At 70.8% G+C, this 15,375-nt stretch carries 11 protein-coding genes; 1 reads left to right on the forward strand and 10 read right to left on the reverse strand.

What is annotated here, in order from left to right; all coding sequences use genetic code 11:
• Position 1: 1 nt before the first annotated feature.
• The 10 genes from AB0M80_RS03305 to ddaH form a co-directional block, all read right to left on the reverse strand.
• Positions 2-2,326, reverse strand: a complete 2,325-nt coding sequence (locus AB0M80_RS03305) for an alginate lyase family protein (protein ID WP_364558085.1) — start codon at positions 2,324-2,326, stop codon at positions 2-4.
• Positions 2,323-4,500 carry a bi-domain-containing oxidoreductase gene (locus AB0M80_RS03310; RefSeq protein ID WP_364558088.1) on the reverse strand — a complete coding sequence of 726 codons (2,178 nt, stop codon included), beginning with the start codon at positions 4,498-4,500 and terminating at the stop codon, positions 2,323-2,325. Before AB0M80_RS03310 ends, AB0M80_RS03305 begins: the two co-directional genes overlap by 4 nt.
• Positions 4,497-6,407, reverse strand: a complete 1,911-nt coding sequence (asnB, locus tag AB0M80_RS03315) for an asparagine synthase (glutamine-hydrolyzing) (protein WP_364558091.1) — start codon at positions 6,405-6,407, stop codon at positions 4,497-4,499. Before asnB ends, AB0M80_RS03310 begins: the two co-directional genes overlap by 4 nt.
• A 33-nt stretch (positions 6,408-6,440) precedes the next feature.
• A complete protein-coding gene (locus tag AB0M80_RS03320) occupies positions 6,441-8,189 on the reverse strand; it encodes a Wzz/FepE/Etk N-terminal domain-containing protein (protein WP_364558094.1) in 1,749 nt (582 codons plus the stop codon).
• Complete coding sequence (locus AB0M80_RS03325; RefSeq protein ID WP_364558097.1) at positions 8,186-9,529, reverse strand: exopolysaccharide biosynthesis protein; 1,344 nt, start codon at positions 9,527-9,529, stop codon at positions 8,186-8,188. Before AB0M80_RS03325 ends, AB0M80_RS03320 begins: the two co-directional genes overlap by 4 nt.
• Before the next feature lie 123 nt (positions 9,530-9,652).
• Positions 9,653-10,801, reverse strand: a complete 1,149-nt coding sequence (locus tag AB0M80_RS03330) for a glycosyltransferase family 4 protein (protein WP_364558099.1) — start codon at positions 10,799-10,801, stop codon at positions 9,653-9,655.
• Positions 10,802-10,838: 37 nt separating this feature from the next.
• Positions 10,839-12,149 (reverse strand): nucleotide sugar dehydrogenase, encoded by a 1,311-nt coding sequence (locus AB0M80_RS03335; RefSeq protein WP_364558102.1) that lies wholly within the window; start codon positions 12,147-12,149, stop codon positions 10,839-10,841.
• 199 nt (positions 12,150-12,348) lie between these two features.
• Positions 12,349-13,050 carry a glycoside hydrolase family 75 protein gene (locus AB0M80_RS03340; RefSeq protein ID WP_364558105.1) on the reverse strand — a complete coding sequence of 234 codons (702 nt, stop codon included), beginning with the start codon at positions 13,048-13,050 and terminating at the stop codon, positions 12,349-12,351.
• Between the two features lie 199 nt (positions 13,051-13,249).
• Positions 13,250-13,906, reverse strand: coding sequence for a polysaccharide deacetylase family protein (locus AB0M80_RS03345; protein WP_364558107.1), 657 nt, complete (start codon positions 13,904-13,906; stop codon positions 13,250-13,252).
• Positions 13,907-13,987: 81 nt separating this feature from the next.
• Positions 13,988-14,833: a dimethylargininase gene (gene ddaH / locus AB0M80_RS03350; protein WP_364558109.1), complete on the reverse strand. Its 846-nt coding sequence runs from the start codon at positions 14,831-14,833 to the stop codon at positions 13,988-13,990.
• 73 nt (positions 14,834-14,906) lie between these two features.
• Between ddaH and AB0M80_RS03355 the strand changes: the two genes are divergently transcribed.
• The gene (locus AB0M80_RS03355; protein WP_033261465.1) at positions 14,907-15,353 is read left to right on the forward strand and encodes an Lrp/AsnC family transcriptional regulator; all 447 of its coding nucleotides are present in this window, start codon (positions 14,907-14,909) and stop codon (positions 15,351-15,353) included.
• Positions 15,354-15,375: the final 22 nt, after the last annotated feature.

Raw genomic sequence — 15,375 nt, forward strand, 5'->3', positions numbered from 1 at the left:
CCTAACTGAAGCGAAGCAGAGTGGTGAGATGTCCGGGGATCCCGGAGCCGACAAGGGTGGTGGCGGGTTCCTTGCGGCCGAAGCCCGCGGAATACCAGCCAAGCGGCGGCTCGGTATCACCACGGTGGACGGTCCACGAGAGTTCGGGTGGCAGCTCCATGACGGCGGTGCGCACGACGCCCCCAGCCCCGGCGAGCGAACCGGACACCCGCCCGACCAGCGGATCGGTCGCATCGGAGGCGGCGGAACCGGCTGCCCGCCCCTTGCTTGCGGCCGGGGAACCGGCTCCCTGCCCCGCACCGGAGGCCACGGGAACGGCCCAGCCCTCCCCACCGGCCGCGGAGCCGGAATCGCCTCCCTCGACCGCGGCCGAGGAACCGGCCGCAGGCCCCGCACCGGCACCCAGGGAAACAGCCCAGCCCTCCCCACCGGCCGCGGAGCCGGAATCGCTCCCCTCGACTGCGACCGAGGAACCGGCCCCAGGCCCCGCACCGCCGACCGCGGAACCAGACCCGCTCCCCTCCCCGGCATCCAGGGAACCGGCCCCCAGCCCCTTCCCCGTCGAGCCAGGTGCGGCCGTCCAGCGGAGGCGGGCCGTGTTGCCGTCGAGCATGACCGTCACCGCCGGGCCGAAGTGGAACGCCAGGCGGGCCGCTGCCGGTTGGTGGTCGCCGAGGACTTCGTCGACGATCTTCAGCACCTCGCCGTCCAGCTCGACCGTGCGGCGGTGGACCGCCGGTGCGTAGCCGTCGTGGGCGGCCGACCAGCGGGTGGGGCCGTGGTCCGGGGTGTGGACCTCCAGCACCTTCGTCACCGCGTGGCGGGTCCACAGGAACGGGCCGCCGGAGACCGACTGGTCGCGGCCGTCCAGCTCGAGGGTGTTGTGCCCCAGCGTCGACCGGAAGTACGACCGCCACTGCGGCTCGCCGTGGTAGCAGAACGTGCCCGGGTCGGCCAGGACGTCCACGCCGTCGTGGCGGACCTCCAGCGACAGCGCGTCCGCGTGGGCGTGCGCCGCGATCGACAGGAACCCGTGGGGACCGCCGTCGCAGCGGACCCACACCTCGCCCGATCGGAGGATCGTCATTCCCGCGTCGCGCAGGTGCGCCGGACGACGGCCGGGGCGAACGCCCGAAGCCCGCGGGGTCCGCGAAGCGAGAGCGGCCAGCAACGCCGTGCGGACGTCGTCGCCCGGGAGCGGCGGCCACCAGTCCAAGCGGCCGAACAGGACCTCACCGGACGCCAGCAAGGAAGCCCAGCGGTCGGTTTCCGCACCGTCGACGACGAGGCCGAAGCCGTCGTCGGCGTCGCCCTGGCGGGGCGGCCGGAGCCGGTTGTCCACAATGGACGCCAGCGCGTCCGTCATACGGAGCAGGACGTCCCACGTCGAGTCCGGCACCGGCGTGCCCGCGGCGTCGGCCTCGAGCGCCGCCGCCAGGCCGAGTTCCAGCACCAGGCCGTGGTACTCGGACGCCAGTTCGGCGTTGAGCCCGGACGCGAACGTGTTGCGCGCCAGCTGGACGTCCAGCGAGCGCATCGCCGAGGCTCGCCAGCCCGCCGACTCCGGGAACCAGCCGAACGCGCACGCCGCGGCGAGCAGCCCGGCGTCCTCGGCGATCACGTGGTTGTTCGCCGACGAGCCGTGGCTGCGCAGCGTCGCGAGCCAGTTCTGGTGGTGCCACAGCTGGAGCTGGAAGTCCGGGTTGTCCTCGAACAACGCCGTGACGCCGTCCCAGCCGCCGAGCAGGCGGCGCACCCAGACCCACGACAGCAGCCGGATGCCCAGTTCGATGCCGCTCACCCAGTGCGGCCCCCGCAACGGCGGGTTCTCCGCCCACCACGAACGCAAGTGCGCGGCCACGCGCAAGGCATAAGCCGAAGAGCCGGTCGCGGCGTACGCCGCAGCCAGCACGGTGAGGTGCTGGTGGCGCGACGGCTCCCAGATCTGCTTGATGTCGCCGACCGCGTCCTCCGACCGGTACGGCACGTCGAACGCGTACCCGTCCGACGGCGCGCGACGCCCGGTCTTCGGGTCGAGGAACCAGTCGGGCGCCTCGAAATCGGCACGTACCACGCCGAAGTACTCGGCGCGGCCCGCCATCAGCTCGTCGGCCGTGGCCAGGAGCCGGGAAACCGCCTCGCCGGACACCTTGCCGAGCACCCCGGGAGGCAGCGATGCCGTGAACCGCGGGTGCGAAGGCCAGTCCGGGGCCGAGGGCAGCGCGGACCGCCACTGTCGCTGGACGACGGCGTGCCGCGCGCGGCCGACGACCTCCGCCGGACCCATCCGGGACAACCGGCGCAGGTACCAGCCGGGACCCATCATGCCGGGGCACCCGCCTTCCGCGGCAGCTCGATCCGCACCGGCGCCACGTTCGCGACGCTGGTCTGCGCGGCCAAGGTCGCCAGCGTCGTCGCGGCCAGTGACGCGAGCGAAATCGGCATCGGACCACCCGTACGGACAGCCGAGAGGAACGCGCCGACCTCGGCGGCCTGGCCCTTGTCACGGCCCTTCGGGAGCCGGGAGCTGGCCCACTTCTTCCGCGAGTACACCGATGCGCGGACGAAGTCGTCGAACTTCAGGACCTTGCCGTCGGCGGTGAGGTCGAGGGTTTCCTTCGGGAAGCCGGACGAACCGGTTTCCGCGTACGTGATGACCGCGGTCGAGCCGTCCGGGTAGCCGAGGGTCACCTGGAGGTCCCCGGTGGCGTACACCGAGACCGGGGCGGCGTCGAGCAGCCAGCTCACCGTGTCGATGAAGTGCCCGCCCTCGCCGGCGAACCGGGAGCCCTCGGAGTCGGTCTGGTTGTACCAGCTGCCGTGGTCGAGGCGGCCGGCGTTGACCAGGTACCGCACGGTCGCCGGGCCGACGCGCGGACCGAACTGGTCGCGGGCCTCGTGCAGCAGCGGCGCGAACCGGCGGTTGAAGCCGACCTGCAGCCGGTCGTTGCCGGACTCCTCGACCGCGTCGAGCACCTTCTGCAGCTCGGCTTCCGACAAGGCCAGGGGCTTCTCGACGAACACCGTCTTGCCCGCCAGCAACGCGCGCCGGGTCAGCTCGGCGTGCGAGCTGTGCCGGGTCACGACGAACACCGCGTCGATCGAGTCGTCGCCGAGGACGTTGTCGATATCGGTCGACGCCGCAGCGAAGCCGAACTTGCGCCGGGCGTTGGCGCCGGACAGCGCCGACGTCGTCGCGACGTGCTTGAGCTGGACGTCGTCGCGCTCGGCGAGGTGCGGCAGCAGCATCGACGACGCGTAGTTGCCGGCGCCGATGAAGCCGAGGCGCACCGGCTGCCCCGCCGGGAGCGCAGCGGTCTTCTGCGAGACCACCCCGATCCGCGCGGACGTCACGACCGGCTCGGTCTTCGCCACGGCCTCCGGGTACCGGAAGAGCACCGCGACGGCCTTGAGCTCGCCCTCGTTCAAGGACTGGTAGGTCGAAACGGCGTCCGAGAAGTCCGAGACGTGCGTGATCAGCGGCTCGACGTCGAGGAGGTCGCGGGCGATCAGGTCGAGGACGCACTCGAGGTTGCGGCGCTCGGTCCAGCGGACCTGGCCGATCGGGTAGTCGCGGCCTTCGAGCTCGTACGACGGGTCGTAGCGCCCCGGCCCGTACGAGCGCGAGAACCGGACGTCCAGTTCCTTTTCGTAGTAGGCGTTCCACGGCAGGTCGAGCTTGCACTTGCCGATGTCGATCACGCGGCCGCGGTCGCGCGACAGCTTCGCGGCCAGCTCCACCGGGTCGTTCGTGTTGCCGCCGGCGGCGAGGTAGGTCTGGTCGACGCCCGCGCCGTGCGTCAGCTCGGCCACCGCGTTGTCGACGACGCCGGACGCCGGGTGGCTGCAGGTCAGCGCACCGAGGCTCTCGGCCAGCTTGCAGCGCTCCGGGTCGGGGTCGACGCCGACGACGCGCACGCCGGACGACGCCAGCAGCTGCACCACGAGCTGGCCGATCAGCCCGAGGCCGATGACCAGGGCGACGTCGCCGATCTGCGGCTCGCCGCGGCGGACGCCCTGCATCGCGATCGATCCGACGGTGCCGAACGCCGCGTGCCGCGGGTCGACGCCGGCGGGCACCCGCGAGTAGAGGTTCTTGGGCACCCAGTTGAGCTCCGAGTGCAGCGCGTGCTCGTTGCCCGCGCAGGCGACGAGGTCGCCGACCGCGACGTCGGTGGTGCCGTCGCCGACCTGCTCGACGATGCCGCACAGCGAGTAGCCGAGCGGGGTGTAGGAGTCCAGTTTGGACGTCACCTTGCGGTAGGTTGCCGAAAGGCCGTTGGTGGCCACGCTCTGCATGACCTTCGCGACCTGGTCGGGCCGCGCCTTCGCCTTGCCCACCAGCGACATGCTCGCCTCGGACACCTTCATCATCTCGGTGCCGGTCGAGATCAGCGAGTACACCGTCCGCACCAGCACGCCGCCGGGCTTGCAGGCGGGCTCGGGTACCTCGAGGAGCGCCAATTCACCGCTCTTGTAGTTCTGGACTACCTGCTTCACTTCGCTCCCGCTCCAGACATCGCGTTCCGGTACCAATACTCAAGAGTCAAGACGTGCCACAGGTGCTTGCTGCGGTCCTGCTGACCGGCGGCGTCCTCGTCGACCATGCGCTGCAGCGCCTCGCGCCGCAGGAAGCCGGACTCCACCAGCACGCCCTCGTTGACGACTTCGCGCACCAGCGGCGCCAGATCGCGGCTCATCCACGCCCGGAGCGGCGCGCTGAACAGGCCCTTCGGCCGGTGCACGATCTCGCTGGGCAGGATGTTCAGCGCGGCGTTCTTCAGTGCCATCTTGCCGCCGCGGCCGACGATCTTCTTGTTCCCCGGGATCTTGAACGCCGCGCGCACCACCTCGACGTCGACGAACGGCGTCCGCACCTCGGTGGACGCCGCCATCGTCGAGCGGTCGGTGTAGGTCAGGTTCAGCCCGGGCAGGAACATCCGCGAGTCGGCCAGGCACATGCGGTTGACGAAGTCGTCGAGCGCCTGGTCGTGGTAGGTGTCCGCGTGCTCGGTCAGGACGTCCTCGACCGCGGGCGCGAAGTCCGGGTTCACCAGGTCGAGCAGCTCCGTGCGGTCGTACATCGTGTAGCTGCGCCGGAACGCCGTCTCCTCGGGCAGGCCCGCGAAGGACAGGAACCGCTTGGCGAACCGCACCGACCGGTAGCCGCGCTTGGCCGAGGCCACCGGCAATCTGTCCACAAGGGACTCCACTGGTCGGCGCACCGCGCCCGGCACCTTGTGGTAGCGCAGCGCGATCAGGTTCGCCAGGTGCTTGCGGTAGCCGGCGAACAGCTCGTCGGCGCCCATCCCGGACAGCATCACCTTGACGCCGGCCTCGCGCGCGGCCGAGCAGATCAGGAACGAGTTGATCGCCGCCGGGTCGCCGATCGGCTCGTCGAGGTGGTAGGTCATCTTCGGCAGCAGGTCGAGCACCTGCGGCGCGATCTCGATCTCGTGCAGGTCCACGCCGAACTGCTGCGCCACGATCCGGGCGTACTTCAGGTCGTCCGGCATCGCCTCGAACTTGGCATCCTCGGCGCGGAACCCGATGGTGTAGGCGGAGATCCCCGGCTGCGACCGCGCGGCCAGCGCCGTCAGGTAACTGGAGTCGAGGCCACCGGAGAGGAACGTCGCGACCGGGACGTCGGAGAGCAGGTGCTTGGCGGTCGACTCGGAGATCACCTCGTGCAGGTCGACCTCACCCTCGAAGGCCGCGCCTTCCTCGGCGACCTCCCGCAGCGACCAGAACCGGCCGCGGTCGACCCGGCCGTCCGGGCGGCAGCGCAGCCACGTGCCCGGCTGCAGCTTCTCCGCGCCCTGGTAGGCGCACCGGCTGTCCGGCACCCAGTAGTAGAGCAGCGACGCGATCAGCGCGGCGTTGTCGACCTGCAGCGACCCGCCGAGCTCGCCGGCGAGAGCCTTCAGCTCCGAAGCGAACGCGACCCCGCCGTTCCGCTGCACGAAGAACAGCGGCTTGATGCCCAGCTGGTCGCGGACCAGGAACAGCTCGCCGGTGCCCTCCTCGAACAGGGCGAAGGCGAACATGCCACGCAGCTTGGGCAGGCAGTCCGTGCCCCAGCGCCGCCACGCCTGCAGCAGCACCTCGGTGTCGGACGTGCCGCGGAAGCGCACCCCGGCCGCTTCGAGCTCGGCCCGCAGCTCGGGCGCGTTGTAGAGCTCGCCGTTGTAGCTCAGCGCGAGCCCGTCGAGGACCATCGGCTGGGCGCCGGTCTCGGACAGGTCGATGATCGAGAGCCGCCGGTGTCCCAAGTGCACTTCGCCGGGACCGGCACGGTGCTCGTAGCGGCCGGAACCGTCCGGGCCGCGGTGGGCCAGCGTCTTGGTCAGCCGGTCCGTGAGCGGCCCGCCGTCCGGCCAGAGGTAAGTGCCTGCGATGCCGCACATCTCGGGTGCGTTCCCCTTCGGTCGCGGCGCGGGTCAGGAGACCTCCGCGCTCTTTTCTGGCTGGAGGTCGGCGTTCAGTTCGCCCTTGTGGTTCGGTTCGCCGTGGTCGCGCTTGAACGGCGTCGGCCGCTTCGGGGGCTTGACCGGGGCGAACTTCTTCGTCGGCGCGTTCAGGTGGTCCGGGACGCTCACGCTGCCGGGTTCGGGAAGCTTCTGCGGCGGCGGGAGCACCGGCCGGACCGGCGTGAACCGGCGCGTCGGCGGCTCCGTCGTGGCGACGCGCTCGGCGACGCGGGCCACCAGCTCCTCCAGGCGGTCCTCGGCCGAGGCCGAGGCCGAAGCCGGCTGCGCCGCGGGGGTCTCGCTGCCGCGCCCGCGCAGGGCCGTGTGCAGGCCGTCCCACAGCGTGCCGTCGGACTTGTCGCGCGGGTCCGGGTCGACCAGCACCACGCCGATGATCGGGATCTGCTGGTCGGCGAGCTGCCGGGCGACGGTGTGCAGCCACAGCGTGTTCGCGTGCCCGGCCTTCACGACCAGCACGGTTTCCCGGCCGAGGTGCTCCAGGTCGGTCCACGCCGTGCCCGGCGACACCGTGCCGACGCCGACGCGGCGCTCCCCCGGCGTCCCGGGCGGGTCGCCGGCGCCCACCACGGAGACGTCGCTCCCGGTCTCCTGCGCCAGCTTGCGGACGCCCTCGCCCGGCAGGTCGTCGACGACGCTCGCCGCGCCCTCGGCGGCCAGCTCCGCGGCGATGTCCAGGCCGAGCGCGGCGGCGACCTCCGGGGCACCCAGCTCCAGCAGCGACACCTCCCGCGGGTCCTTCTTGATCAGGCGGACCAGCGTCGTGGCGACGCGCTTGCGTTCGGAGACCGCGCGCGAGCGTCGCCACAGCCTGGCGGGGCCACGCAGCTTCGACGGCAGCTGCGCGATCACGGACGCGCCGAGGTGGATCGAGATCTCGCGGCGCAGCACCGGCCGGTCGCGCGACACCGCGCCGACGGCGACGAGCGCGAGCCCGAGGGCCAGGCCGAGCGCGAACCCGATGCCGGCGTTGGTCGCGGTCGTCTTGAGAAACGTTTTGGGCAGCGCGCGGGCCGCATCGACGATCTGGGTGCCCGCGGCGACCTGCGGGCTGCCGATGCCGGCCTGCTGGGCGCGCGAGGTGAAGTCCGAGATCTGCGCGGTGAGCGCGGCGCGGCGGCTGTACAGGTTTTCGAGGGCGGGCTGGCTGGCCTGGCGGCCCTTGCCCTCCTCGTCGACGATCTGCTGTTCGACCTTGCTCAGCTCGTCCTGCGCGTTCTTGCGCTGGTCGAGGATGGCCTGCGACTGGGCGGCCGCGGCCGCCTGGCTGCGCTGGACGTGGTCGTCGATGAACGTTTCGGCCAGCGCCTGTGCCCGCGCCACAGCCTCTTCGTTGCTCTTGGCCTTGACGGTGACCTGCAGGACGTTGTTGGTCACGCCGAGACCCGCGTAGTTCTTCATGAAGTCGTCGGGCGAATCGGTGCTGCCCAGCTTCTTCAGCGCGCCTTCGGCGATCCGGGTCGTCTGCAGCACGGCGACGTCGGTGCGGATCAGCGTGCCGCTGTCGGTCGGCGAGTCGTCCTGGTGGACCACGATCACCTTGGCGACCGCGGTCGGCGGCGCGGGCAGCACGATCCCGGCCGCGGCGCCGGCGATGAGCCCGAGCAGCGCGAAGGCGAACCAGAGGCGCTTGCGGCGGCGGATCGCGACGAACAGCCGCTGCAGGTCGACGAGCGGGGCGGTTTGCGATGGAGTCGTCACGCCGAACCTGCCAGGGCTTTCTCGGGGGCTTCCGCCGCGGGTCCGGGTTTCTCCGGCGCAGGCGGCCGGACGGCGTGGGTGAGAACCGCGCCGACGATCTCCTGGCTGCCGTCCGCGCAGGCCTCGGCGAGCCGGACGAGCTGCCAAGCGGTGCGCATGCCGGCGCCGAGTACGACGAGGACCCCGGAGCCGGGACCGGCGTCCGGCACCGTCGGCCGCTCGGCCGAGTATTCGAAGATCCGCAGCGGCATGGACAGCCGGTCGGCGAGTGCGGCGAGCTGCTCGGCGGCCAGGCGTCCGGTCGCGTCGTCGTCGGCCACCAGCAGCAGGACGTCGGCGGGGCCGGTGGCCAGCCGGGCCAGCACCCGGCGGTAACGGATGTCACGGTTGACCGCGTCGGCCGAGGTCGCCACCGGCGGCAGCACCCACGGCCGGTCGCTGCCGAGCAAGCGCCGCACCTTGCCGAGCAGGCCGGGGGCCGGGAGGCGGTCGCCCTGCGGGGTGGTGACGTCGACGCCGGCGAGGATCGGCGCGCCGAGCGCGGACGCGATCTCCGGCTCGCCCCGCAGGCGCCGGTCGGTGCGGGCGGTGAACAGGTGGCCGAACACGCCGGCGAGGAAGAACAGCACCGCGCCCCCGGCGACCAGCTGCGTCATCGTCGGGGCCGACGGCGACGTCGGGCGCTGGGACGGCCCGAGCACCACGGTGTTGCCGACGCCGGTCGCCAGGTCGGCTTGGTTCAGGTCGTTGATCGCCTGCTCCAGCGACGTCTTCAGGCCCTCGAGCTGGGTGCGGACCTGCACGCTCTCCACGGTCAGGTCGCCGCCGACGTTCTTGGCGAGGTCGCTGATCTTCTCCGTGGTCAGCTTGACCTGCTGGCGCAGCGACTCGCGCTGCTCCTGGGCGAGCTGCACCGAGGCGTCGGCGGAGTTGCTCGCCAGCTGCCCGGAGTACTTGACGAACTGCTGGGCGACCTGGTCGGCGAGCTGCTGGGCGCGCTCGGCGGTGTCGGCGGAGGCGGTGATCGTCACGACGTTGCCCTGCGCCACCGTCGTGCTGACCTGCTTCTTCAGGTCCGCGCCGCTGGGGCGCCACGGCAGCACGGCGGCGGCACGGTCGAGGACGACGGAGCTGGTGGCGATCTCGGCCTGCGTCAGCAGCTCGTCGGCCTGTCGCGGCCCCTGGAGCAGCACGCTGGACGACGTCTGGTAGCCGGGCGAGAACAGGATCGACGCGCCGGCGCCGACCAGCGCACCCAGGACGGCGAAGGCGGCCAGGAGCCGCCACCGTCGCCGCATGACCTGCCCGATCAGGGCCAGGCGCACCGTGTCGTCAGTCAACGGCGGGACTCCATTCCTGAGACGGGTACGCCGAACGGGTTCAGTTGATCGGCCGGTTACCCCAACCGTCGTCGGGCCGGGAGCTTTGGTTACACGTCCGGTGACTTCTTGACCGAACGGCGATCAGGACTTCACAGCGTGCTCATACGCGGCGAGCAAGTTCTTCGCCGAGTTCTCCCACGAGAGCGGGCCCGCCACCCTGGCCTGGCCCAGCTTGCCCATCCGGATCCGCTCCTCCGGGTCGTCGAGCAGCCTCGACACCAGCGCCGCGAACTCCGTCTCGTCGTTCGCCGGGGCGTAGACCGCCGCTTCACCTGCGGAAACCCGCGCCTCGCGCAGCTCGAACGAGACGATCGGCTTGCTCATCGCCATGTACTCCATGACCTTGTTCATCGTGGAGACGTCGTTGAGCGGGTTCAGCGGATCCGGCGACAGACAGACGTCGGCGGTGGACAGGTAGCGGACGAGGTCCTCGTCGGAGATCCGGCCGGTGAACTCGACCTGGTTGGCCAGCCCGAGCTTCGCCGACAGCGCCACCATGTCGTCGAACGCGTCCCCCGAGCCGACGAACACCGCGTGCCAGTCGGTGCGGCCGACCTCGTCCCGCAGGTTCGCAAGGGCGCGCAAGGCGTAGTCGACGCCGTCCTGCGGGCCCATCACGCCGAGGTAGGCCAGCAGGTACGGCTTGCCCTTCTTCAGCTCGGGCTCGGCCGGCACCTCGTGGAACCGCTCGACGACCGGCGCGCTGCGCACCACGAAGACGTCCTCGGGCCGCTTGCCGCCGCGGATCCGGGCGACCTGCTTGTAGCTCTCGTTCGTCGAAATCACGACGTCGGCAGCGCGGTAGGTGGCGCGCTCAAGCGCGCAAACTCCGCGATAGAGGAGGTCCTGGCCGCGGTCGAAGCGCGAGAGGTAGAGCTCCGGGCACAGGTCGTGCTGGTCGAAGATGAACTTCGCGCCCCGGCGCTTCAGCAGCTTCGCGACCAGGTACAGCAGGTCCGGCGGGTTGCAGGCGTGCACGACGTCGACCGGGCCGACCTTGCGGGCCAGCCGCAACGTGTGCCACAGCGCGCTGCCGTACTCCTGCAGGTAGCCGGCGGGCCCGCCGGTCGCCGCCTTGAGCGGGTAGCGGTGGATGTGGACGCCGTCGACGACGGCTTCGGCCTCGGTGTCCCGTTTCGTGCCCTGCGGGCAGATCACATGGACTTCCCACCCGGCGTCGCGCAGGGTCGTGGACTCCTGCCAGACCCGCCGGTCGAAGGGAACTGACAAGTTTTCGACCAAGATGAGCGCTTTACCAGACTGTGTTTTACCAGGCAAGGCCGGCGTATCCCTCTTCAAGGCGACGCGTCGCGGCGTCGGGCAGGCGGACGAGGTCGACGATCGCCCGGCCGTGCGGCAGGGCCGCCAGCACGTCCGGGTCCTTGGTGCCGACGAGCAGGACGTCGGCGTGGTCCATGACTTCTTCGACGGTCCCGGCCAGCAGCTGGCCGAGGTGCGGCAACCGGCCCTCGATGTACTCGCGGTTGGCGCCCATCAGGCGCGAGAGGCTGACGTTCGCATCGTAGATCTTCAGGTCGTAGCCCTTGCCGAGCAGCTTCTCGGCCAGCTCGACCAGCGGGGACTCGCGCAGGTCGTCGGTGCCGGGCTTGAACGACAGCCCGAACAGGCCGACCTTGCGCTTGCCGGTGCGCGCGACCAGGTCGAACGCCCGCTGCAGGTGCTCGTCGTTCGACGCCAGCACGTGCGACAGGATCGGCACGCTGACGTCGGCGCGGTGCGCGGCGTGGACGAGCCCGCGCAGGTCCTTCGGCAGGCACGAGCCGCCGAAGGCGAACCCCGGCTTGAGGTAGGCGGGGCTGATGTTGAGCTTGGTGTCGGCGAGGAAAACCTCGATCACCTCGTGCGAGTCGAGGCCGAGCGCCCGGCAGATCGAGCCGAGCTCGTTCGCGAAACCGATCTTCAGGCCGTGGAAGGAGTTGTCGGCGTACTTCGTCATTTCCGCGACCGGGATCGGCACGCGGAAAACGGGACCGGGCAGGCCTTCGTACAACGCCGCGACGGCGTCGCCGCTGGCGGTGTCGAACTCGCCGATCACGGTCTTCGGCGGGTCGAAGAAGTCGCGGACGCTGGTGCCTTCGCGCAGGAATTCGGGGTTCACCGCGACACCGAAATCGACACCGGCCGTGCGGCCCGAGGCCTTCTCCAGGATGGGGACCAGCAGGTCGAGGCAGGTGCTGGGCAGCATCGTGCTGCGGAAGACGACGGTGTGCCGCTCGCTCTTCCCGGCGAGCGCTTCGCCGATTTCCTCGGCGACCCGCTCGAGGTAGACGGTGGACAGGCTGCCGTTCGGCGCCGACGGCGTGCCGACGCAGACCAGCGAAATCTCGCTGTCGGCGACCGCTTTCGCGACGTCGGCCGTGGCTCTCAGCGCGCCACTCGCGACGACCTCGGCGGTCAGCTCGCCGATCCGCTCCTCGACCACCGGGGCGTTGCCCTGGGTGATGAGATCGATCTTCACCGGGTTGACGTCCACGCCGACCACCCGGTGTCCCTGCCCCGCCAGGCACGCGGCGGAGACACAGCCGACGTAACCGAGCCCGAAGACACTGATCTTCACGCCAAAACCTCCGCTATTCCGCGCAACCCCCTCGTTGGTCGGCGGCCACCCCTGGATCGTTACCGCGGGGGTGGCGAACGGGGGACGGCGTGGGACGGCGGTAAGGCGCAAGGGTTTCGCGTGAGAATTGCGTCTCGATCCGGCGGCGGACCGTGGACAAGAACCACGGTCCGCCGCCGGGCCGTAAATAGGTCTCGCGTCAGTTGTTGTTCACGAAGGTGGCCGCGAGGCTCTGCCCCTTGCTCACCGCGTTGGAGTGGTTCTCGATCGGCGAGACCGTCGAGTTCTTGAAGCAGATGTACGTCACGCCGGAATCGGTGCCGCCGTTGGACGGGTCCGGGTTGATGCCGAGGTCCTTCGCCGTCGCGTACGAGGCTTCGCCGATGATCTGCGACGGTCCGGTGTCGCCGATGACCGCGTACTCGACCTTGCCGTTGTAGATCACCGCGCAGGAACCGCCGCCCTTGAGGCCGGACGAGGAGTACTTCCAGATGCTGCTGGAGCTCGGGACGACGATGTAGGGCAGCTTCGCGGCGTTGAGCGGCTTGCCGTCGGACTGGTGGAACGCCGTGTCGTCCTGGAAGCAGCAGTCGGTGTCCTCGTTGCACTGCGTGGTGCGCTGGCCGTCGCAGTCGATGTCCATGTCGGCTTTCCAGAACACCGCGCCGTTGGCGTCACAGACGGCGACCGTCTTGCCCGAGGCGTCTTCGTCGGTCTTGTACTTGCCGTTCGAGACTTGCTTGCAGCCGGAGGTCTTGGCGAGCAGCTGCGCCGCGGTCGGGGCGGCGGCCGGGGCGGTGTTCCGGGACGCATCGGCCGGGGCCGGTGACGCCGACGCGAGGGCCGACGGCATGACGGCCGCGGCCAGCGCCAGCGTCGCGAGCAGGATCAGTTTCCGCATTCCTGGTGCTCCCTTTAGTTAGGAAACTTTCCTTACGGCGGCGGGGCACCAGGATGCACCCGGGCCGGGGCGGGTTCAAGCCCTGCGGGTGCGGGAATTTCCCATCAGCTGGCGAGATTTGACGAAAAGGCTGCTCATCGGTCCGGGGCGTGGAAGAGGTGCTCCGGCCGGTGTCCCGGTCGCCGGGACGTGGCCACAGCTAACGGCCGGCGCGGCGGAACAACCGGTTCGCCCAGTGCGCGGCCCGCCGGGTCCCGGCGAGCACGCCGTCGAGCCAGTCGCCGTCGAGGTCGTGCGGGAGTTCGGTGCGCGCCTGCAGCCAGCCGTCCCTCCGGGCCACCCCGCCGTCGCTGGTGTAGACGCGCGTGGCGCCGGCCTGCTTCAGTCGCGCGAGCACGCGCCGGTCGTAGGCGCCGAACGGCAGCGAGTACCGCCGCACCGGCCGGCCGCACAGGTCGCCGAGCAGCTTCGGCGCGTCCTTCAGCTCGCGGTCGGCGTGGCGGTCGTCGAGCCGCCGCCAGTCGCGCGGCTCCCAGCCGTGCGAACCGATCTCCATCCCGGCGTGCGCGAGTTCGCGCAGCCCCTCGCAGTCGAGGTAGCCGCGCTGCCCGAGGCGGCCCGCCAGCGGGAAGAACTCCGCCGTCAGCCCGCGGTCGGCCAGCCGCGGCAGCACGATCTCGACGTCGGACTCGTTGCCGTCGTCGAAGGTGAGGTGGACGTCTTCGCGGTCGGCGGCGACGTCGAGCACCCGCTCGAACTGCTCGACGGTCAGCCAGCGTTCGTCCTCGCCCGGGTCGAGCTGGCGCGCCGGCCGTCCGACTCCGTGCACGGCGAGGATCACCGTCACCGCCACCACCGCCTGCCACCGCGAGTAGTCGATTTGTTACATCGATTAATCGCGATGGCAAACGGGTGAGTTACACATTTTCGCCGTTATTTATCCTTTGCGGATCTCCAGCGTGCAGCACTTCGGGCCGCCGCCGGCTTTCCGCAGCTCGGAGACGTCGACGTAGACCGGCTCGTACCCCTGTTCGACGAGAAGTTCACCCAACCGGGTGGCCTCGACGGGCAGGACGACATTGCGGCCGTCGGACACCCCGTTGAGGCCGAAGCACTCCGCGTCTTCCCGCGTGGCGAGCACCGCGTCCGGGAACATCCGCTCCAGCACGCGACGCGAGCCCGCCGAGAACGCCTCGGGGTAGTAGACGATCTGCGCCCGCGTCGTGTCCGTCGCCTCGGCGAGCACGAACAGCGCCGTGTCGAGGTGGTAGTAGCGCGGGTCGACCAGCTGCAGCGAGACGACCGGGACGCCGAGGACCTCCTGCGCCTCGGCGTGCGCGGCCGGGTCGGTGCGGAAGCCGGTGCCGGCGAGCAGCAGGGTGCCGGTCCAGGCGAAGTCGCCTTCGGCCTCGTTGATCTTTTCCGGCATGGTGATGTCGCGGTAGCCGTGTTCGACGAACCAGCGGCGGAAGTGCTCGGCCTCCGCGGTGCGCTGCGGCGCGCGGAACCGCGAGCCGAGCACGCGGCCGTCGACGACGGTGCCGGAGTTGGCGGCGAAGACCATGTCGGGCAGGCCGGGCTGCGGATCGATCTCCTCGACGGTGTGGCCGAGGCGGCGGTAGGTGTCGCGCAGCTCGGTCCACTGCGCGACGGCGACGTCGGCGCTGACCGGCCGGGTCGGGTCCATCCAGGGGTTGATCACGTAGTCCACCGCGAAGAAGCGCGGCGGGCACATCAGGTATCGGCGGGTGGTCGGTACGCGCGTGGCCAGTGCTCCCTGCATGATTGCAGGGTAGGTGCTGCCAATATCGCAATCAATCGCTGTTCGCTGCGGGCATCTGTGCTAAATGTTGCGTGTGAACACCATCGACCAGCGAATCGTTTCGTGCCTCGTGGCCAACGCGCGTTCGAGTTACGCGGAGATCGGCAAGGTCGTCGGCCTGTCCGCCCCGGCCGTCAAGCGGCGGGTCGACCGGCTGCTGGAAACGGGCATCCTGCGGGGCTTCACGGCGGTGGTCGATCCGGAGGCCCTGGGCTGGGGCACGGAGGCGTTCGTCGAGGTCACGTGCCAGGGCAACATCACCCCGGCCCGCATCCGGGCTCGCCTGGAGCCCCTGCCGGAGGTGGTGGCGGCGTACACGGTGTCGGGCGCGGCGGACGCGATCGTGCACCTGCGGGCGGCGGACATCCACCACCTGGAGACGGCGCTGGAGCGGCTGCGCGGGCTGGAGATCGTCGACCGGACGGTGTCGACGGTGGTGCTTTCACGGCTGCTGGAACGGCCACCGACACCGGAGCAGTGACCGGGCGCGGCCGGTGGCACCC

It is taken from the genome of Amycolatopsis sp. NPDC051045, assembly GCF_040682955.1.
Lineage (GTDB): Bacteria > Actinomycetota > Actinomycetes > Mycobacteriales > Pseudonocardiaceae > Amycolatopsis.

Coding starts and splice junctions, on each gene's coding strand:
- AB0M80_RS03305 (WP_364558085.1), bottom strand. CDS start 2,326: ATGATGGGTCCCGGCTGGTACCTGCGCCGGTTGTCCCGGATGGGTCCG.
- asnB (WP_364558091.1), bottom strand. CDS start 6,407: ATGTGCGGCATCGCAGGCACTTACCTCTGGCCGGACGGCGGGCCGCTC.
- AB0M80_RS03340 (WP_364558105.1), bottom strand. CDS start 13,050: ATGCGGAAACTGATCCTGCTCGCGACGCTGGCGCTGGCCGCGGCCGTC.
- ddaH (WP_364558109.1), bottom strand. CDS start 14,833: ATGCAGGGAGCACTGGCCACGCGCGTACCGACCACCCGCCGATACCTG.